General features: G+C 73.0%; 16 protein-coding genes. 12 read left to right on the plus strand and 4 right to left on the minus strand.

Annotated features, from left to right (window positions below; all coding sequences use genetic code 11):
* Positions 1-22: 22 nt before the first annotated feature.
* Both ACWGB8_RS07490 and ACWGB8_RS07495 read right to left on the minus strand, forming a co-directional pair.
* Positions 23-1,252 carry a DUF349 domain-containing protein gene (locus tag ACWGB8_RS07490; protein WP_452211182.1) on the minus strand — a complete coding sequence of 410 codons (1,230 nt, stop codon included), beginning with the start codon at positions 1,250-1,252 and terminating at the stop codon, positions 23-25.
* A gap of 256 nt (positions 1,253-1,508) precedes the next feature.
* Complete coding sequence (locus ACWGB8_RS07495; RefSeq protein ID WP_452211247.1) at positions 1,509-2,339, minus strand: peptidylprolyl isomerase; 831 nt, start codon at positions 2,337-2,339, stop codon at positions 1,509-1,511.
* Between the two features lie 259 nt (positions 2,340-2,598).
* Between ACWGB8_RS07495 and ACWGB8_RS07500 the strand changes: the two genes are divergently transcribed.
* The 8 genes from ACWGB8_RS07500 to rpsD all read left to right on the plus strand — a co-directional run bounded on the left by ACWGB8_RS07500 (position 2,599) and on the right by rpsD (position 11,059).
* Positions 2,599-3,306, plus strand: coding sequence for an MBL fold metallo-hydrolase (locus ACWGB8_RS07500; RefSeq protein WP_452211184.1), 708 nt, complete (start codon positions 2,599-2,601; stop codon positions 3,304-3,306).
* Between the two features lie 11 nt (positions 3,307-3,317).
* On the plus strand, positions 3,318-4,580 hold the full coding sequence (gene hisS, locus ACWGB8_RS07505) for a histidine--tRNA ligase (protein WP_452211186.1): 1,263 nt from the start codon (positions 3,318-3,320) through the stop codon (positions 4,578-4,580).
* Complete coding sequence (gene aspS / locus ACWGB8_RS07510) at positions 4,577-6,358, plus strand: aspartate--tRNA ligase (RefSeq protein WP_452211188.1); 1,782 nt, start codon at positions 4,577-4,579, stop codon at positions 6,356-6,358. Before hisS ends, aspS begins: the two co-directional genes overlap by 4 nt.
* 180 nt (positions 6,359-6,538) lie before the next feature.
* Positions 6,539-7,045 carry a GNAT family N-acetyltransferase gene (locus ACWGB8_RS07515; RefSeq protein WP_452211190.1) on the plus strand — a complete coding sequence of 169 codons (507 nt, stop codon included), beginning with the start codon at positions 6,539-6,541 and terminating at the stop codon, positions 7,043-7,045.
* Positions 7,046-7,138: 93 nt separating this feature from the next.
* A complete protein-coding gene (ppk2, locus tag ACWGB8_RS07520; RefSeq protein ID WP_452211191.1) occupies positions 7,139-7,972 on the plus strand; it encodes a polyphosphate kinase 2 in 834 nt (277 codons plus the stop codon).
* A 131-nt stretch (positions 7,973-8,103) separates the two neighbouring features.
* A complete protein-coding gene (locus ACWGB8_RS07525; protein WP_452211193.1) occupies positions 8,104-8,718 on the plus strand; it encodes a hypothetical protein in 615 nt (204 codons plus the stop codon).
* Between the two features lie 60 nt (positions 8,719-8,778).
* Positions 8,779-10,128 (plus strand): replication-associated recombination protein A, encoded by a 1,350-nt coding sequence (locus ACWGB8_RS07530; protein WP_452211194.1) that lies wholly within the window; start codon positions 8,779-8,781, stop codon positions 10,126-10,128.
* A gap of 316 nt (positions 10,129-10,444) precedes the next feature.
* The gene (gene rpsD, locus ACWGB8_RS07535) at positions 10,445-11,059 is read left to right on the plus strand and encodes a 30S ribosomal protein S4 (RefSeq protein WP_452211196.1); all 615 of its coding nucleotides are present in this window, start codon (positions 10,445-10,447) and stop codon (positions 11,057-11,059) included.
* 83 nt (positions 11,060-11,142) lie between these two features.
* Here rpsD and ACWGB8_RS07540 read toward each other — a convergent pair whose 3' ends face one another.
* Together ACWGB8_RS07540 and ACWGB8_RS07545 are read right to left on the minus strand one after the other, a co-directional pair.
* Positions 11,143-11,472, minus strand: a complete 330-nt coding sequence (locus ACWGB8_RS07540) for a tetratricopeptide repeat protein (RefSeq protein WP_452211197.1) — start codon at positions 11,470-11,472, stop codon at positions 11,143-11,145.
* 52 nt (positions 11,473-11,524) lie between these two features.
* Positions 11,525-13,723, minus strand: coding sequence for an ATP-binding protein (locus tag ACWGB8_RS07545; RefSeq protein WP_452211199.1), 2,199 nt, complete (start codon positions 13,721-13,723; stop codon positions 11,525-11,527).
* Between the two features lie 226 nt (positions 13,724-13,949).
* On the opposite strand from ACWGB8_RS07545, the gene ACWGB8_RS07550 reads away from it, so the two are divergent.
* From ACWGB8_RS07550 to ruvX, 4 genes are read left to right on the plus strand one after another with little or no spacing between them, the layout of a single operon-like run.
* The gene (locus ACWGB8_RS07550) at positions 13,950-14,426 is read left to right on the plus strand and encodes a DUF948 domain-containing protein (protein WP_452211200.1); all 477 of its coding nucleotides are present in this window, start codon (positions 13,950-13,952) and stop codon (positions 14,424-14,426) included.
* Between the two features lie 4 nt (positions 14,427-14,430).
* Positions 14,431-14,856 (plus strand): DUF6167 family protein, encoded by a 426-nt coding sequence (locus tag ACWGB8_RS07555; RefSeq protein WP_452211202.1) that lies wholly within the window; start codon positions 14,431-14,433, stop codon positions 14,854-14,856.
* On the plus strand, positions 14,856-17,525 hold the full coding sequence (alaS, locus tag ACWGB8_RS07560; protein ID WP_452211204.1) for an alanine--tRNA ligase: 2,670 nt from the start codon (positions 14,856-14,858) through the stop codon (positions 17,523-17,525). The genes ACWGB8_RS07555 and alaS overlap by 1 nt, the downstream gene beginning before the upstream one ends.
* A complete protein-coding gene (gene ruvX / locus ACWGB8_RS07565) occupies positions 17,525-18,004 on the plus strand; it encodes a Holliday junction resolvase RuvX (protein WP_452211205.1) in 480 nt (159 codons plus the stop codon). The genes alaS and ruvX overlap by 1 nt, the downstream gene beginning before the upstream one ends.
* The last annotated feature ends 122 nt before the right edge of the window (positions 18,005-18,126 follow it).

Raw genomic sequence — 18,126 nt, forward strand, 5'->3', positions numbered from 1 at the left:
CGTCGTGCGGGGAGGGCGGCGATCAGCCGCTGAACTCCTCCTGCGACTTGTGCGCCTGCTCCAGCAGGGTCTCCACACCGGCCAGCTCGGACTCCAGCTTGGCCGCCTTCGAGGAGTTGCCGGCCGCGCGGGCCTTCTCCAGGTCGGTGCGCAGCTTGTCGGCCTTGGCCTGGAAGAGGCCCACCATGCCGGCCGCGCGGGCCTTCGCCTCCGGGTTGGAGCGCTTCCAGTCGGCCTCCTCGGCCTCGCGGATCGCCCGCTCGACCGCGTTCAGCCGGCCGTCCAGCTTCGGACGGGCGTCGCGCGGCACGTGCCCGATCGCCTCCCAGCGCTCGTTGACGTCGCGCAGGGCGGCCTTGGCGGCCCTGAGGTCGGTGATCGGCAGGATCGCCTCGGCCTCGGTGGCCAGCGCCTCCTTCAGCTTCTGGTTGCCGACCTGCTCGGCGTCGCGCTCGCTGAAGACCGCGGAACGGGCCTGGAAGAAGACGTCCTGGGCGCCGCGGAACCGCGCCCACAGCTCGTCCTCGACGTCGCGCTGCGCCCGGCCGGCCGCCTTCCAGCGGGCCATGAGGTCGCGGTAGCGCGCGGCGGTGTCGCCCCACTCGGTGGAGGAGGAGAGCGCCTCGGCCTCGGTGACCAGCTGCTCCTTGGCGACCCGGGCCTGCTCGCGCTCGGCGTCCAGGGTGGCGAAGTGCGCCTTGCGGTGCTTGGAGAAGACCGAGCGGGCGTGCGAGAAGCGGTGCCACAGCTCGTCGTCGCTCTTGCGGTCCAGGCGCGGCAGGCCCTTCCAGGTGTCCACCAGCGCGCGCAGCCGGTCGCCGGCCTCCCGCCACTGGGTGGACTCGGCGAGCTGCTCGGCCTCGGCGACCAGCGCCTCCTTGGCCGTGCGGGTCTCGTTCTGGGCCTTGGCGCGGGCGGCCTTGCGCTCCTCGCGGCGGCTCTCGATCTCGCCGGTGAGGGTCTCCAGCCGCTTGGCCAGGGCCTCCAGGTCGCCGACCGCGTGCCCCTCGGCCACCTGCGCGCGCAGGTGCTCCAGCGCGGTCTGGGCGTCCTTGGCGGCCAGGTCGGTGGTGCGCACCCGCTTCTCCAGCAGGCCGATCTCCACCTCGATGCCCTGGTACTTGCGCTCGAAGTAGGCGAGCGCCTCCTCGGGCGAGCCGGCCTGCCAGGAACCCACGACGCGTTCGCCGTCGGACGTCCTGACGTAGACCGTGCCCTGCTCGTCGACACGGCCCCACGGGTCGCTGCTCATAGCGCGTCCTCCACATGACGTCGCGCCCGCGCCGGGGCGGTTACGCGTCCGTCGTCCACAGTTGATGTGCGGCGGACCGATGGGTCCGCCGTCCCGTCCGCCGTGACTTCCGTACTGCCGAGGGTGTCGGCCGGCGGGTCTGGGCACCCTTAACAACGCCAACATAGGCGACCGGGCCCGGTGCTGTCCGCATCCGGGCCGGGCGATTTCGGTCCGGCGGCGCTCCGCGGGAGTCCGGGCGCGCCGCCGGAGCGGATCAACTCTTCGCGACCGTCACCGAGTTGAAGGTGACGTCGGCCATCGGCCGACCGTCCCGGCCACCCTCCAGGGTGCCCGCGGCGGCGATCTTCTGGATCGCCTCCAGGCCGCCGGTGATCGTGCCGAACGGGGTGTAGTTCGGCGGCAGCTCGGTCTCCTTGTAGACCAGGAAGAACTGGCTGCCGTTGGTGTTCGCGCCGGAGTTGGCCATCGCCACGGTGCCGGCCGGGTACTTCGCGCCGGCCAGGTTCTCGTCCGCGAACTTGTAGCCCGGGCCGCCCATGCCGCCCTTGACGGTGGCGCTGGCCGTCGGGTCGCCGCACTGCAGCACGAAGATGCCGTCGGTGGTCAGACGGTGGCACTTGGTGGCGTCGAAGTACTTCTCGGCGGCCAGGAACACGAAGGAGTTCACCGTGTGCGGCGCCTTCGCGGCGTCCAGATCGATGACCACCTTGCCGCAGTTGGTGTCCAGCGTCGCCGTGTACTCGGCGCCGTTCTCCAGCGTCATCGCGGGCTCGGTCTGCCACTGCTTGCCGTTCGGCGCCGCCGTCGACGGGTCGGTGCAGCCCTCGACCGGCTTGCGGGTCGGCGCGGCCTGCGGGGTCTGCGACAGGGACGGCGCGGCCTGCGCGGTGTCCTTCTTGTCGTCGGAGTCGAACACCCCGCCCGCCACCAGCGCACCGCTGCCGGCGAGCACCACCACGGCCAGCGAGGCGCCGAGGATCGTGTTGCGGCGCTTGGACTTCGCCTGCGCCTCCGCCCGGCGCTGGGCCTGGCGCTCGTACTTCTCGCGGGCGAGCTGCCGCCGCCGCTGTTCGCTGCTGACCACCGGCCGGTTCTCCTGAAGATGCTGGTACTGGTGAACGGATTCGATGCGGATCATCGCATCCATCGGCGGCCAAGTGTAGGTACCCCGGCCGTAAGAGCGGGGTGAAACGCAAGGGACCTGTCACCGCCGATCTGGTTCGCAACCGGACCCGCCCCGCCGGTAGGCTGCCCCTACCACCATCGTGTGCAGCTCCGTTCCGCCCACCCGCCGCAGTCGACCGGGCCCCCGTCGACCGCCCGACCGACCACGAAGGACGCGCGTGTTCATCGCCGGATTTCCCGCTGGAGCCTGGGGCACCAACTGCTACCTGGTCGCGCCGGCGCCCGGCGAGGAGTGCGTCATCGTCGACCCCGGCCACCAGGCCGCGCAGGGCGTCGAGGAGCTGATCCGCGAGCACCGGCTGAAGCCCGTCGCCGTGGTGCTCACCCACGGCCACATCGACCACATCGCCTCCGTGGTCCCGGTCTGCGGCGCCCGCGGCGTCCCGGCCTGGATCCACCCCGAGGACCGCTACATGATGGCGGACCCGGAGAAGGCGCTCGGCCGCTCCCTGGGCACCCAGCTGATGGGCGAGCTCACCGTCGGCGAACCCGACGACGTGCGCGAGCTCACCGACGGCAGCGTCCTGGAGCTGGCCGGCCTGCAGCTCACCGTCGACCACGCGCCCGGCCATACCAAGGGGTCGGTGACGTTCCGGACGCCCGCCGCCGGGGAGATCCCCCCGGTGCTGTTCTCGGGCGACCTGCTCTTCGCCGGCTCCATAGGGCGTACGGACCTCCCGGGCGGGGACAGCGCGGCGATCATGCACTCGCTGGCCCGGGTCTGCCTGCCCCTCGACGACGCCACCGTGGTCCTCTCCGGCCACGGCGGACAGACCACCATCGGCCGTGAGCGCGCCACCAACCCCTACCTCCGACAGGCAGCGGGGGCGTCCGGCGCCCCGGCCTTCCCTCGACGAGGAATGTGACGGAAGAGAAGTTGAGCACCTTCACCGCCCCCAAGGGCACCTACGACCTGCTGCCCCCCAGCTCCGCGACCTTCCTGGCGATCCGCGAGCGCCTCTCCGCGCCGGCCCGCCTGGCCGGCTACGGCTACATCGAGACCCCGGTCTTCGAGGACGTGAAGCTGTTCTCCCGCGGCGTCGGCGAGTCCACCGACATCGTCACCAAGGAGATGTTCTCCCTCACCAAGCGCGGCAAGGAGGACCTCGCGCTGCGCCCCGAGGGCACCGCCTCGGTGCTGCGCGCCGCGCTCCAGGCCAACCTGCACAAGCAGGGCAACCTGCCGGTCAAGCTCTGGTACTCCGGCTCGTACTACCGCTACGAGCGCCCGCAGGCCGGCCGCTACCGCCAGTTCGCCCAGGTCGGCGCCGAGGCGATCGGCGCCGAGGACCCGGCACTGGACGCCGAGCTGATCATCCTGGCCGACGACGCCTTCCGCTCGCTGGGCCTGCGCGACTACACGCTGCTGCTCAACAGCCTCGGCGACAAGCAGTGCCGCCCGGTCTACCGCGCCGCCCTGATCGAGTTCCTGGCCGGCCTGGACCTCGACGAGGACACCCGCCGCCGCGCCGAGATCAACCCGCTGCGGGTGCTGGACGACAAGCGCGAGTCGGTGCAGGCCCAGCTGGGCGGCGCGCCGATGCTGCGCGACTACCTCTGCGAGGACTGCAAGTCCTACGACGAGCAGGTCCGCGCCCTGCTGACCGCCAACGGCGTGGCCTTCACGGACGACCCCAAGCTGGTCCGCGGCCTGGACTACTACACCCGCACCACCTTCGAGTTCGTCCACAACGGCCTCGGCGCGCAGTCCGCGGTCGGCGGCGGCGGCCGCTACGACGGCCTGTCCGAGATGATCGGCGGCCCGGCGCTGCCCTCCGTCGGCTGGGCGCTCGGCGTGGACCGCACCTACCTGGCGATGGAGGCCGAGGGCATCGTCCTCGACCTGCCCGCCACCACCTCCGTCTACGCCGTCGCGCTGGGCGAGGAGGCCAAGAACGTCCTGTTCGCCAAGGTGGTCGAGCTGCGCCGGGCCGGCGTCGCCACCGATCTGGCCTTCGGCGTCAAGACCATCAAGAACGCCATGAAGTCCGCCGACCGTTCCGGTGCCCGCTTCGCTCTCGTCGCGGGGGACCGGGATCTCGCCGCCGGTGTCGTCCAGCTCAAGGACCTGACCACCGGCGAGCAGACGCCCGTCGACCTCGAAGCACTCGTCACCACCCTGAAGGAGAAGCAGCTGTGATCCGCACGCACGACGCGGGGACGCTCCGCGCGGAGCACGCCGGAGCGACCGTCACCCTGGCGGGCTGGGTCGCCCGCCGCCGCGACCACGGCGGCGTGGCCTTCATCGACCTGCGGGACGCCTCCGGCACCGTGCAGATCGTGGTCCGCGACCTGGAGTCGGTGCACGGCCTGCGCGCCGAGTACTGCGTCAAGGTCGTCGGCGACGTCCGGGTCCGCCCCGAGGGCAACGAGAACCCGGACATCCCGACCGGCGGCATCGAGGTCGTCGTCAGCGACATCGAGGTGCTCTCGGAGGCGGCCCCGCTGCCCTTCCCGGTCGCCGAGTACGAGCCGGGCACGGTCAACGAGGAGGTGCGCCTGCGCTACCGCTACCTCGACCTGCGCCGCGAGGGCCCCGCCAAGGGCCTGCGCCTGCGCTCCAAGGTGAGCAACATCATCCGCCGGGTGATGGAGGAGAACGACTTCCTCGACATCGAGACGCCGTACCTCACCCGCTCCACCCCCGAGGGCGCCCGCGACTTCCTCGTCCCGGTCCGCCTGCAGCCCGGTCACTGGTACGCCCTGCCGCAGTCGCCCCAGCTGTTCAAGCAGCTGCTGATGGTGGCCGGCATGGAGCGCTACTACCAGATCGCCCGCTGCTTCCGCGACGAGGACTTCCGCGCCGACCGGCAGCCGGAGTTCACCCAGCTGGACATCGAGGCCTCGTTCGTCGACCAGGAGGACATCCTGGCCCTCGGCGAGAAGATCATCGGCGCCGTCTGGCGCGAGGTGCACGGCTACGAGATCCCGAACCCGCTGCCGCGGATGAGCTACGCGGACGCCATGGGCCGCTACGGCTCCGACAAGCCGGACGTCCGCTTCGGCCAGGAGCTGACCGACCTCACCGCGTACTTCAAGGGCACCTCCTTCCGGGTCTTCCAGGCCCCGTACGTCGGTGCGGTCGTCATGCCCGGCGGCGCCTCGCAGCCGCGCAAGCAGCTCGACGCCTGGCAGGACTGGGCCAAGGCGCGCGGCGCCAAGGGCCTCGCCTACGTCCTCATCGACGCCGAGACCGGCGAGCTGCGCGGCCCGGTCGCCAAGAACCTCTCCGAGGAGCACCTGGCCGGCCTCGCCGCCGCGGCCGGCGCCAAGAACGGCGACGCGATCTTCTTCGCGGCCGGCAAGGAGCGCCCCTCCCAGGAGCTGCTGGGCGCCGCCCGCCTGGAGATCGGCCGCCGCTGCGAGCTCATCGACGAGTCGCAGTGGGCCTTCCTCTGGGTCGTCGACTTCCCGATGTTCGAGCCGATCGAGGACGACAAGGGCGAGTTCCAGGGCTGGCACGCGGTGCACCACCCCTTCACCGCCCCGACCGCGGAGTCGCTGGACACCTTCGACACCGACCCGGGCAGCGCGCTCTCCAACGCCTACGACCTGGTCCTCAACGGTTCGGAGCTGGGCGGCGGTTCGATCCGTATCCACCAGCGCGAGGTGCAGAAGCGGGCGTTCGACGCGATCGGCCTCTCCGAGGAGGAGGCCGCCTCGCAGTTCGGCTTCCTGCTGGACGCCTTCAACTACGGCCCGCCGCCGCACGGCGGTGTCGCCTTCGGCCTCGACCGGGTGGTCACCCTGCTCGGCGGGTACGACACCATCCGCGACGTCATCGCCTTCCCGAAGACGTCCACCGGTGGCGACCCGCTGACCGGCGCCCCCACCCCGATCACCCCCGCGCAGCGCCGCGAGGCCGGCGTCGACGCCCAGCCGAAGGTGCGCGAGGAGGCCAAGGGCGAGGCCAAGTAGGTCCTCGGTCGGGTGCTCCGGCAAACGGAGACCGAACATCCGACAACGATGAGGACACCAAGTCCCCTGCGGCTTCCGGGGACTGAGGCTTGATCGGCTAGCCTGTCACGGCCCCGGACGGTGCACCCACCGTCCGGGGCCGGTCCACAACGGCGTGCGACACAGGGAGGTTCCCCCCACATGACGGTCAGTACCAGGGTCGAGTGTCCCGAGGACGCACCCGCGACCAGACGGGTGCACATGGCGGCCTTCCCCGGCCCCGACGAGGCCGACCTGGTGGACGCGCTGCGCCGCGACCCCGCCTGGCTGCCGGCCCTGTCGCTGGTCGCGGTCGACGCGGGCGGGCTGGTCGTCGGCCACGCCCTGCTCACCCGGCTGCGGGTCGGCGACGGCCACGGGCTGGCCCTGGCACCGGTGGCGGTCGCCCCGGAGTGGCAGCGCAAGGGCGTCGGCGAGCTGGTCGTCCGGGCCGCGCTCGCCGCGGCCGAGGAGGCCGGCGAGAAGCTGGTCGTCGTGCTCGGCGACCCCGCCTACTACGGCCGCTTCGGCTTCGGCCCGGCCGCCGCGCACGAGGTCACCGGCCCGTTCGACGTGCCGGAGGTCTACTTCCAGGCGCTGGCGCTGCCCGCGTACGACGGCGGACCGCGGGGCCTGTGCCACTACCCGGAGCCCTTCGAAGCGGCCTGATCATCTGCCTTCCGCGTGCTGGTCCGACGCGGACCGCCGGACCCGTCCTACCGTGGGTGCTCGACCCAGTACCCCGCGCGGACGGAGACCCAGGTGGCAGCCGAGGACCGGCACGAGCGCCCCGCCAAGCCCCCGCGGCTGGCCAGGAAGGCCTACGAGCGCGAGCTGCTGCGCCTCCAGAACGAGCTGGTGAAGCTCCAGGAATGGGTGCGGGCGGAGGGCGTCCGGCTGGTCGTGGTCTTCGAGGGGCGCGACGCCGCCGGCAAGGGCGGGGCGGTCAAACGGGTCACCGAGTACCTCAACCCCCGCATCGCCCGGGTCGCCGCGCTCCCCGCCCCCACCGAGCGCCAGCGCACCCAGTGGTACTTCCAGCGGTACGTCGAGCACCTGCCGGCGGCCGGGGAGATCGTCCTGTTCGACCGCAGCTGGTACAACCGGGCCGGGGTCGAGAAGGTGATGGGCTTCTGCACCGAGGAGGAGCACCGGCAGTTCCTCCACCAGTGCCCGACCTTCGAGCAGATGCTGATCGGGTCCGGGATCCTGCTGCGCAAGTACTGGTTCTCGGTCAGCGACTCCGAGCAGGAGCGCCGCTTCCGCGACCGCCTGGAGGACCCGATGCGGCGCTGGAAGCTCTCCCCGATGGACGTCGAGTCGATCACCCGCTGGGAGGACTACTCGCAGGCCAAGGACGAGATGTTCCAGCACACCGACACGCCGGACTCGCCCTGGTACGTGGTGGAGAGCGACGACAAGCGGCGGGCCCGCATCAACATGATCGCCCACCTGCTCTCCGGCGTCCCGTACCGCGAGGTGGCCCCGCCCGCGATCGGCCTCCCGGACCGGCCCGCCCCGCGCGGCTACCGGCGGCCCCCGCGCGGCCTGCAGACCTTCGTCCCCGACCACGCGGCCACCGTCGGGAAGGCGTAGCGGTCGGGGCGGTCCTCCTCCGAACGGCCCGCCCGGCGTTGCCGGTGCCGCCTCCCGGACGTGCGATGGAGGTGCCCGCACCGACCCCGGGCGCCCGGTGCGGCGCCCGCCCCACGCCAGGAGACCCGCCCATGTTCGTACGTACCGTCTACGCCACCGGTGACCCGGCCGCGCTCGACAGCTGCCTCGACGGCCTGCGCGCCGAAGCGGTCGGGCTGCTCTCCGGGCAATCCGGCTACCGGGGTTACGGGCTCTTCGCCAACCGGGAGCTCGGCATCGTCACCATGGGCTCCTGGTGGGCGGACCGGGAGGCCGAGCGCAGTAGCGACGCCCAACTGGCGGACCGGCGCGCCGAACTGCTGTCGCCCTTCGCGGGGACGGCGACCACCGACGTCTGGGAGGCCGTGGTCGCGGACCGGCCGGTCGAGGTGGCCCCCGGCGCCTGGTTCCGGCTGGCCAAGTTCGACCTCGACCGGAGCAAGGCCGACCGGCTGGCCGGCGCCTTCCGGGAGGACGTCCTGCCGGCCCTGCGGCGGCTCGACGGCTTCCTGGGCGGATCCATGCTGTTCAGCACCGAGGACGAGCGCGGCGCGGTGGGCATCCTCTTCGCCGACCGGGCCGCCCTTGCGGCCTCCCGCGGACCGGTCGCCCGCGCCCGGGCCAAGGCCGTGGCCGGCGGCGGGGCGACGCTGCGCTCGCTGGAGGAGTTCGAGGTCGTCCTGCTGGACCTGCCCCGGCCGGCCTGACCGCCCCCGAGGCTCCGCGATCCGGGCCGGGCTGTCCGCGGCCTCGCATAGGCTTCCGGTGTGGACGAACCGGACCTCTTCACCGCTGCCGCCGAGGAGCGCCGGGCCAAGGAGCCCGGCCGCGCCCCGCTCGCCGTACGGATGCGCCCGCGCACCCTGGACGAGGTGGCCGGCCAGCGGCAGCTGCTGAAGCCCGGCTCGCCGCTGCGCCGGCTGGTGTCCGGCTCGCGCGGCCCGGCGGCCACCAGCTCGGTGATCCTCTGGGGCCCGCCCGGCACCGGCAAGACCACTCTCGCGCACGTCATCAGCCAGGCCGTGGAGGGCCGCTTCGTCGAACTGTCGGCGATCACCGCCGGGGTCAAGGAGGTCCGCGCGGTGATCGACGGCGCCCGGCGGGCCGTCGGCATGTCCGGCCGGGAGACCGTGCTCTTCCTGGACGAGATCCACCGCTTCTCCAAGGCCCAGCAGGACTCGCTGCTGCCCGCGGTGGAGAACCGCTGGGTCACCCTGATCGCCGCGACCACCGAGAACCCGTACTTCTCGGTGATCTCGCCGCTGCTGTCCCGCTCGCTGCTGCTCACCCTGGAGTCGCTGACCGACGAGGACGTCCGGGCGCTGCTGCACCGCGCGGTTGCCGATGAGCGCGGGCTGGAGGGCGCGCTGGAGCTGACCGGCGAGGCCGAGGACCACTTGGTGCGGCTGGCCGGCGGGGACGCCCGCAAGGCGCTGACCACGCTGGAGGCGGCGGCCGGGGCGGCGCTGGAGAAGGGCGAGGCGAGCATCACGCTGGCCACCACCGAGACCGCCGTCAACCAGGCGGCGGTGCGCTACGACCGGGACGGCGACCAGCACTACGACGTCGCCAGCGCGCTGATCAAGTCGATCCGCGGCAGCGACGTGGACGCCACCCTGCACTACCTGGCCCGGATGATCGAGGCGGGCGAGGACCCGCGCTTCATCGCCCGCCGGCTGATGATCTCGGCCAGCGAGGACGTCGGGCTGGCCGATCCGACCGTACTGCCGACCGCGGTGGCCGCCGCCCAGGCGGTGGCGCTGATCGGCTTCCCGGAGGCCCGGATCATCCTCTCCCAGGCGGCGATCGCGCTGGCCCTGGCCCCCAAGTCGAACGCGGCCTACCTGGCGATCGACGCGGCGCTCGCCGACGTCCGGCAGGGGCTGGCCGGCCCGGTGCCGGCGCACCTGCGGGACGCCCACTACGGCGGCGCGGGCAAGCTGGGCCACGGCCAGGGGTACCGGTACCCGCACGACCTGCCGGAGGGCATCGCCGCGCAGCAGTACGCGCCGGACGCGGTGCACGGCAAGCAGTACTACCGGCCGACCCGGCGCGGCGGGGAGGCCCGCTATGCGGACGTCGTGGAGTGGACCAGGGGGCGGCTCAAGGGGGAGTGAACGCCCGGTATACTCACTGGCAGTGCCGTGTCCCGGGTACGGCGGCGGGGGAGACCCCGACCGACCGGCCGCACCAGCGGGGCACCGGCCCGCCGCCCTCGCGGGCGGCAAGGAGCGTCGCGCACCGTTTCGGTGTCGCGTGCAGCCCACCAGCCCCGGTTCGGTGGGCCGTTCGTGTGCAAGCACTTCCGTGCCCGGCCCCGGAGAGCGGCTGATCGCACTGCCCTCGGGCGGTGGGGTTTTCTCCGGACCGCGACAGGCGACCTCCGTCAACACCTGGTGAAGCCGTATTCGCAAAGCAAGGAAGGTTTGGTTCATGGCGAACCAGAAGCGCCCCAAGGTCAAGATCGCGCGTGCGCTCGGCGTGCCGCTGACCCCGAAGTCCGTCAAGTACTTCGAGGCCCGCCCGTACCCGCCCGGCCAGCACGGCCGTGGTCGCAAGCAGAACTCGGACTACAAGGTCCGTCTGGTCGAGAAGCAGCGTCTGCGCGCTCAGTACGACCTGAGCGAGAAGCAGATGGCGCGTGCGTTCGACCGCGCGAAGAAGGCCGAGGGCAAGACCGGTGAGGCGCTCGTCGCCGAGCTGGAGACCCGCCTCGACGCCCTGGTGCTGCGTTCGGGCATCGCCCGCACCATCTACCAGGCCCGTCAGATGGTCGTCCACGGCCACATCGAGGTCAACGGCGGCAAGGTCAACAAGCCGTCGTACCAGATGAAGCCGGGCTTCGTGGTGACCGTCCGCGAGCGCAGCAAGGAGAAGGTCCCCTTCCAGGTCGCCCGTGAGGGTGGCAACGCTGGTGAGGGCCAGACCCCGAAGTACCTTGAGGTCAACCTGAAGGCCCTGGCCTTCCGCCTGGACCGTGCGCCGCAGCGCAAGGAGGTCCCGGTGGTCTGTGACGAGCAGCTGGTCGTCGAGTACTACTCGCGCTGACCCGCGAGCGGTGCCCCTGCGGTACCGCTGCGAGCCCCCGTCGCCTTCCGAGGCGGCGGGGGCTCGTGTCGTTGTGCGGCGCCCTAGGGGAGTTCCTCGCCAGCCATCGCGGCGGCCAGCCGCAGGTGCGGGCGGGCCTCCTCGGGGCGGCCCAGGCGCTCCAGGGTGCGGCCGAGCATCAGCCGGGCGTAGTCCTCGGCGGGCGCGGCGTCCAGGATCCGGCGCAGCTCCGCCTCGGCCCGGCCGAGCCGGGCGGAGTGGTAGTAGCTGCGGGCGAGCAGCAGCCGGACGGAGAGGTTGCCCGGCTCCTCGGCGAGGACGCCCTCCAGCATCCGGGCGGCGTCGCCGTACGCCTTGGAGTCGAACCAGAACCGGGCGAGGCGGTACTCGTCGGCGGTCGTGCGGACGGTCATGGCGGCTCTCCTTCGGTGCGGTGGTGCCGCCCGCTCCAGCAATGGACAAGTTTCAACTATTCCCGACCGGCGACGGCTCCGGGGCCGGCGGCCGGGGGGACGGCCCGGTGCCGGGCTGCGGGTTTGCTCCGCCCGGGAAGTCGTCGCCCAGCGCCCGGCCGACCGCCGCGTCCAGGTCCAGCCCGGCGCCGCAGTCGAAGAACTCGGTGAACTCCTGCTCGGTCAGCCCCGCCCGGGCCCGCTCGGCGCACGCCAGGTGCGGCCCGTTGAAGGTGCGCGACCCGAAGAACGGCTTGCCCACCGCCCGCCAGATCCGGTGCGCCGCGCCCTGCAGCACCCGCGCCTCGCGCAGGTCGCCGCTGGTCCCGGGGCCGTCCGGCTCGGTCTCCAGCAGCGCCAGCAGGTCGATCGCCAGCACGATGCCGAGCAGGTCCCGGAAGAGGTAGTTCAGCCGGACGCTCTCCCGGGCGTGCGCCCGCGCCAGCCGGACGTCCCCGCCCAGCCAGTCCGAGTACGCCATCGCGTACAGCCCGTACGCGTAGGCCCACTGCTCGCCGTGCTCCTCGCACACCGCGCGGACCTGGCCCAGCCAGACCTCGCCGCTCTCCTGGTCGCCCTGGAACAGGTAGGCGATGCCCAGCTCGAACATCGCCATCAGGACGTTGCTGTTGAGCTCGCCGATCGTCCGGTAGTGCCAGAGCGCCTCCTCGAACAGCTCGGCGGCGCGTACCGGCTGGTCGCCGATCAGCGCGGCGCAGCCCTGCCGGTGGACGGCGTAGGCCAGCGCCCGGTCGTCGCCGGTGGCCAGTGCCTGGCGGCGGCACTCCTCCAGGGCCGGGCGGGCGGCGGACAGGTCGCCCTGGAGGGTGGCCATGTAGCCGGTCACCCAGAGCGCCTTGGCCCGCGCCTCGGTGGGCTCGGTGCCGAGGGCGAGCGCGCGGTCCAGCCAGTGCCGGCCCTCGCCGAGGTGGCCGCAGCCGACCCAGTAGAACCAGAGCGTTCCGGCCAGCAGCAGCGCGAGCTGCTCCTCGCCGGGCTCGGCCAGGCAGAACTCCAGGGCCGCGCGCAGGTTGGGGTGGGCGAGTTCGGTGCGCTGGGCGGTCTCGGCCTGCCGGGGGCCGAACCACTCGACCTCGCCCCAGGTGGCCACGCCGAGGTACCAGTCGCGGTGGCGGCGCAGCATCCGGCGGTCGTCCCCGGCCGCGCGCAGCCAGTGGCCGCCGTACTCGCGCAGGGTGTCCAGCAGCCGGAACCGCACCCCGTAGGCGCTGTCCTCGCGCAGGACGACGGACTTGGCGACCAGGTCGGTGACCAGGTCCAGGATCCCGTCCGGGTCGATGCCGTCGCCGGCGCAGACGTACTCGGCCGCTTCGAGGTCGAAGCTGCCCGCGAAGACCGAGAGGCGGGCCCAGAGTAAACGTTCCTGCGCCGTGCAGAGCTCGTGACTCCAGCCGATCGTCGTGCGCAGGGTCTGATGGCGCGGCAGGGCCGACCGCGCGCCCCCGGTGAGCAGCCGGAAGCGGTCGTCGAGCCGCGCGGTGATCTGCTCCACCGACAGCGCCCGCAGCCGCCCGGCGGCCAGCTCCACGGCCAGCGGGATGCCGTCCAGCCGGCGGCACAGCAGCGCCACCTCCTCCGCCGCGGCCGGGCCGGGACCGAAGCCCGGCAGCACCGCCCGCGCCCGGTCCAGGAACAGCTGCACCGCGTCCGGGTGGCGCCCGCCCACCGGGCCCACCGGCAGCGGAGCCAGCGTCAGCACGTGCTCGCCCGGCGACTGCAGCGCCTCCCGGCTGGTGGTGAGCACCCGCAGCCCCGGCAGCGCGCGCAGCAGTGCGTCGGCCAGCTCGGCGCAGGCGTCCACCAGGTGCTCGCAGCCGTCCAGCACCAGCAGCACCCGGCGCCCGGCGAGCTGCTCGGACAGCACGTCCAGCGGCGGCCGGGCGGTGCCGTCGGTCAGCCGCAGCGCCTCCAGCACGGCGTGGCCCAGCAGCAGCGGGTCCTGCACCGCCGCCACCTCCACCAGCCAGGCGCCGTCCGGGAAGGCCCCCGCGGCCCGGGCCGCCGCACGCAGCGCCAGCCGGCTCTTGCCGACCCCGCCCGGCCCGGTGACGGTGACCAGCCGGGCCCCGGTGAGCAGCCCGGCCAGCGCGGCCAGCTCCTCGCGGCGCCCGACGAAGCTGGTGACCTCCGCCGGGAGCCGACCCGGCCCGCCCGGCACCGCCGGCGGGTGTGCTGCCGATTCGCCGGACAAAGCGCCGCTCCCTTCTCGGTGTCCGAACCGTCCCGCTCGGAACGTGCCCGGGCCGCCGGTGGGCGGTCCACCCGGCGCAACGAGGCGACCGGCCGGGGGGTTACGCGGGCGGCACCCGCAGCCGGGGGCCCGCGGCGGGGCGCGGAGGGGAAACCCGGTCCGGGAACACGCCGTGGTCGCGATAGGGTTCCCCCTGGGAGAACAGCAAGGCGAGGGAGCGCGCAAGGTGTCCGTGGGAGAGCTGGCCGGATTGCTGGTGGCCGTGTTCTGGGCGGTCCTGGTCACGCTGCTCGCGGTCGTGCTGGTCCGGCTCGCGCGGGTGCTCCGGGAGGCCACCGTGCTGGTCTCGGCCGTCACCGAGCAGGCCGTGCCGCTGCTGACCGAGGCCGGCGCCGCCGTGCGCAGCGCCAACGAGCAGCTGGAGCGGGTGGACGAGATCACCGCCAACGTGCAGGACGCCGCCGCCAACGCCAACGCGCTCTCCTCCACCGTCGCGGCCACCCTGGGCGGGCCGCTGGTCAAGGTCGCGGCCTTCAGCTACGGCGTCCGCAAGGCCGTCGCCAAGCAGCAGGGCGGGCCGCTGCTGCCCGCGCAGCCCGGTGAGCGCGAGGAGCTGGCCCGGCTGATCCGGGCCGAGGTGCGCGCCGCCACCGCCCCGCGGAGCGGTCTGATTGCCCGGGTCCGGCGCGCGGTGAGGGGCTGACGGCATGGTGCGACGCATCTTCTGGATGGCGGTCGGCGCCGGCGCCACCGTCTGGGCCATGAACAAGGCCAACGAGGCCGTCCACCGGCTCACCCCGGACAGCCTCTCCGGCACCGCCGCGCGCGGTGCGCTGCAGCTGGGCGACGCCGCCAAGCGGTTCGCCCGGGACGTGAAGGCCGGGATGGCCGAGCGCGAGGAGCAACTGCGCGGCGACCTGGGGCTGGACGGCACCGCCGTCGTCGAGCCCCGGCGCGCGCGCGGGGCGCTGCGCGGCGAGCCGCAGTACCGAGCTATCTCGGCGGCGCCCGGCAGCCCGGCCGCCGCCCTGCCTCCGTCCCGCAGTGCCCGCACCACCCCCCAAGCCATCGAAGACACGCCCCGCCGCGCACTGCCGCCGCGGGGCGGCACCCCGAACCGGAAGGACCACTAATGGAGTCGGCAGAGATCCGCCGCCGCTGGCTGCGCTTCTTCGAGGAGCGCGGCCACACCGTCGTTCCGTCGGCGTCCCTGGTCGCCGACGACCCCACCCTGCTGCTCGTCAACGCCGGCATGGTGCCCTTCAAGCCGTACTTCCTCGGCGAGATCAAGCCGCAGTTCTCGCGCGCCACCAGCGTCCAGAAGTGCGTGCGCACCCTGGACATCGAGGAGGTCGGGAAGACCACCCGGCACGGCTCCTTCTTCCAGATGTGCGGCAACTTCTCCTTCGGCGACTACTTCAAGGAAGGCGCCATCAAGTTCGCCTGGGAGCTGCTCACCACTCCCGTCGCGGACGGCGGCTACGGCCTGGAGAAGGAGAAGCTCTGGATCACCGTCTACAAGGACGACGACGAGGCCGAGCAGATCTGGCGCGACGTCATCGGCGTGCCGTCCGAGCGCATCCAGCGCCTCGGCATGAAGGACAACTTCTGGTCGATGGGCGTCCCCGGCCCGTGCGGCCCGTGTTCGGAGATCAACTACGACCGCGGCCCCGCGTACGGCGAGGAGGGCGGCCCGGCGGTCAACGGCGAGCGCTACCTGGAGATCTGGAACCTGGTCTTCATGCAGTACGAGCGCGGCCACGGCGACGGCAAGGACGGCTTCGAGATCCTCGGCGACCTGCCGAGCAAGAACATCGACACCGGCCTGGGCCTGGAGCGCCTCGCCGCCATCCTGCAGGGCGTCGACAACCTCTTCGAGATCGACACCAGCCGGATGATCCTGGACCGCGCCGCGGAGCTCACCGGCCACACCTACGGCGCCGACCACAAGTCGGACGTCTCGCTGCGCGTGGTCACCGACCACATCCGCACCGCGCTGATGCTGATCGGTGACGGCGTCACCCCGGGCAACGAGGGCCGCGGTTACGTGCTGCGCCGCATCCTGCGCCGCGCCATCCGCAACATGCGCCTGCTCGGCGCCACCGGTGTGGTCGCCAAGGACCTCACCGACACCGCCATCAAGGCGATGGCCCCGCAGTACCCGGAGCTGGAGAGCGACCGCAAGCGCATCGAGACGGTCGTCGTCGGCGAGGAGACGGCCTTCCTGCAGACCCTGAAGGCCGGCACCAGCCTGCTGGACGCCGCGGTCACCGAGACCAAGCAGTCCGGCGGCGCGGTGCTCTCCGGTGACCAGGCGTTCAAGCTGCACGACACCTACGGCTTCCCGATCGACCTGACCCTGGAGATGGCCGAGGAGCAGGGCCTCCAGGTGGACGAGGCAGGCTTCCGCCGCCTGATGCAGGAGCAGCGGGACCGCGCCAAGGCCGACGCCAAGGCCAAGAAGATGGGCCACGCCGACGTCGCCGCGTACCGTGAGGTCGCCGACCGGTCCGGCGCCAGCGTCTTCACCGGCTACCACCTGACCGAGGGCGAGGCCACCGTGGTCGGCCTGCTGGTGGACGGCGTCCCGGCGCCGGCCGCCACCGAGGGCGACGAGGTCGAGATCATCCTCGACCGCACCCCGTTCTACGCCGAGGGCGGCGGCCAGCTCGCCGACCAGGGCCGGATCCGGCTGGACTCCGGCGCGGTCGTCGAGATCCGCGACGTGCAGCAGCCCGTCCCGGGCGTGGTCGTGCACTCCGGCGGCGTGCTGTTCGGCGAGGTCGTGCTCGGCGCGTCCGCGTACGCCACCATCGACGTCGACCGCCGCCGGGCGATCGCCCGCGCCCACTCGGCCACCCACCTGACCCACCAGGCGCTGCGCGACGCGCTCGGCCCGACGGCCGCCCAGGCCGGTTCGGAGAACGCCCCGGGCCGCTTCCGCTTCGACTTCGGCTCGCCGGCCGCGGTGCCGGGCAGCGTGCTGGTCGACGTCGAGCAGAAGATCAACGACGTGCTGACCCGCGAACTGGAGGTCACCGCCGAGGTCATGACGATGGACCAGGCCCGCAAGGCCGGCGCCATCGCGATGTTCGGCGAGAAGTACGGCGACGAGGTCCGGGTCGTCACCATCGGCGACTTCTCCAAGGAGCTGTGCGGTGGCACGCACGTCGGCAACACCGCCCAGCTGGGCCTGGTGAAGCTGCTCGGCGAGTCGTCGATCGGCTCCGGCGTGCGCCGGGTGGAGGCGCTGGTCGGCACCGACGCGTACAAGTTCCTGGCCCGTGAGCACACCGTGGTCGCCCAGCTCACCGAGCTGGTCAAGGGCCGCCCGGAGGAGCTGCCGGAGAAGATCTCGGGCATGCTCGCCAAGCTGAAGGACGCCGAGAAGGAGATCGAGCGCTTCCGCGCGGAGAAGGTGCTGGCCGCCGCGGCGGGCCTGGCCTCCTCGGCCGAGGACGTGCACGGCATCGCGGTCGTCGCGGCCCGGGTCGCCGACGGCACCGGCGCGGACGAGCTGCGCAAGCTCGTCCTGGACGTGCGCGGCCGGCTGGGCGCGCGCCCAGCCGTGGTCGCCGCGTTCACGGTGGCCAACGACCGCCCGCTGACCGTGATCGCCACCAACGAGGACGCCCGCGGGCGCGGCATCAAGGCCGGCGAGCTGGTCCGGGTCGCGGCCAAGACCCTCGGCGGCGGCGGTGGCGGCAAGGACGACGTCGCCCAGGGCGGCGGCTCCAACCCGTCCGCCGTGGACGAGGCGATCGCCGCGGTGCGCGGCCTGGTCGCGGAGCGCGCCTCCTGATGGAGCAGCTCGACAGGCCCTTCCGACGCGGGCGGCGGATCGCCGTCGACGTCGGCGACGCCCGGATCGGGGTCGCGTCCTGCGACCCCGACGGGGTGCTCGCCACACCGGTGGAGACCGTCCCCGCAGGGGTGAAGTCGCAGGCCAGGATCGCCGCGATCGTCGAGGAGTACGACGCGATCGAGGTCGTCGTCGGCCTGCCCCGCTCGCTGAGCGGCAAGGAGGGCCCGGCGGCGGAGAAGGTCCGGGCGTACGCGGCCCGGCTGGCCGACCGGCTCTACCCGGTGCCGGTCCGGCTGGTCGACGAGCGGATGACCACCGTCACCGCCACCCAGGGGCTGCGCGCCTCGGGCGTCCGGGCGAAGAAGGGCCGCTCGGTGGTCGACCAGGCCGCCGCGGTGGTGATCCTGCAGACCGCCCTTGAGTCCGAACGGGTGAGCGGACGCCCGCCCGGTGAGAGCGTCGGGGCGGCGGGCTGACCGCCCTGGTCTAACGTCCCGGTGAGGGGTCCGTGGGGTCCCGGCCGCACGGGACCCCCGACGGGATTCGGGGGCCCGCATGGGGGGGGGATAGACCCCCGGGCATGGAACCCGGGGGGACA

Source organism: Kitasatospora sp. NPDC054939, assembly GCF_053610105.1.

Bases quoted from the DNA above. Each gene is read 5' to 3' on its own strand.
- ACWGB8_RS07490 (WP_452211182.1), bottom strand. From the start codon at position 1,252: ATGAGCAGCGACCCGTGGGGCCGTGTCGACGAGCAGGGCACGGTCTAC.
- ACWGB8_RS07515 (WP_452211190.1), top strand. From the start codon at position 6,539: ATGACGGTCAGTACCAGGGTCGAGTGTCCCGAGGACGCACCCGCGACC.
- ACWGB8_RS07525 (WP_452211193.1), top strand. From the start codon at position 8,104: ATGTTCGTACGTACCGTCTACGCCACCGGTGACCCGGCCGCGCTCGAC.
- rpsD (WP_452211196.1), top strand. From the start codon at position 10,445: ATGGCGAACCAGAAGCGCCCCAAGGTCAAGATCGCGCGTGCGCTCGGC.
- ACWGB8_RS07540 (WP_452211197.1), bottom strand. From the start codon at position 11,472: ATGACCGTCCGCACGACCGCCGACGAGTACCGCCTCGCCCGGTTCTGG.
- ACWGB8_RS07555 (WP_452211202.1), top strand. From the start codon at position 14,431: ATGGTGCGACGCATCTTCTGGATGGCGGTCGGCGCCGGCGCCACCGTC.
- alaS (WP_452211204.1), top strand. From the start codon at position 14,856: ATGGAGTCGGCAGAGATCCGCCGCCGCTGGCTGCGCTTCTTCGAGGAG.
- ruvX (WP_452211205.1), top strand. From the start codon at position 17,525: ATGGAGCAGCTCGACAGGCCCTTCCGACGCGGGCGGCGGATCGCCGTC.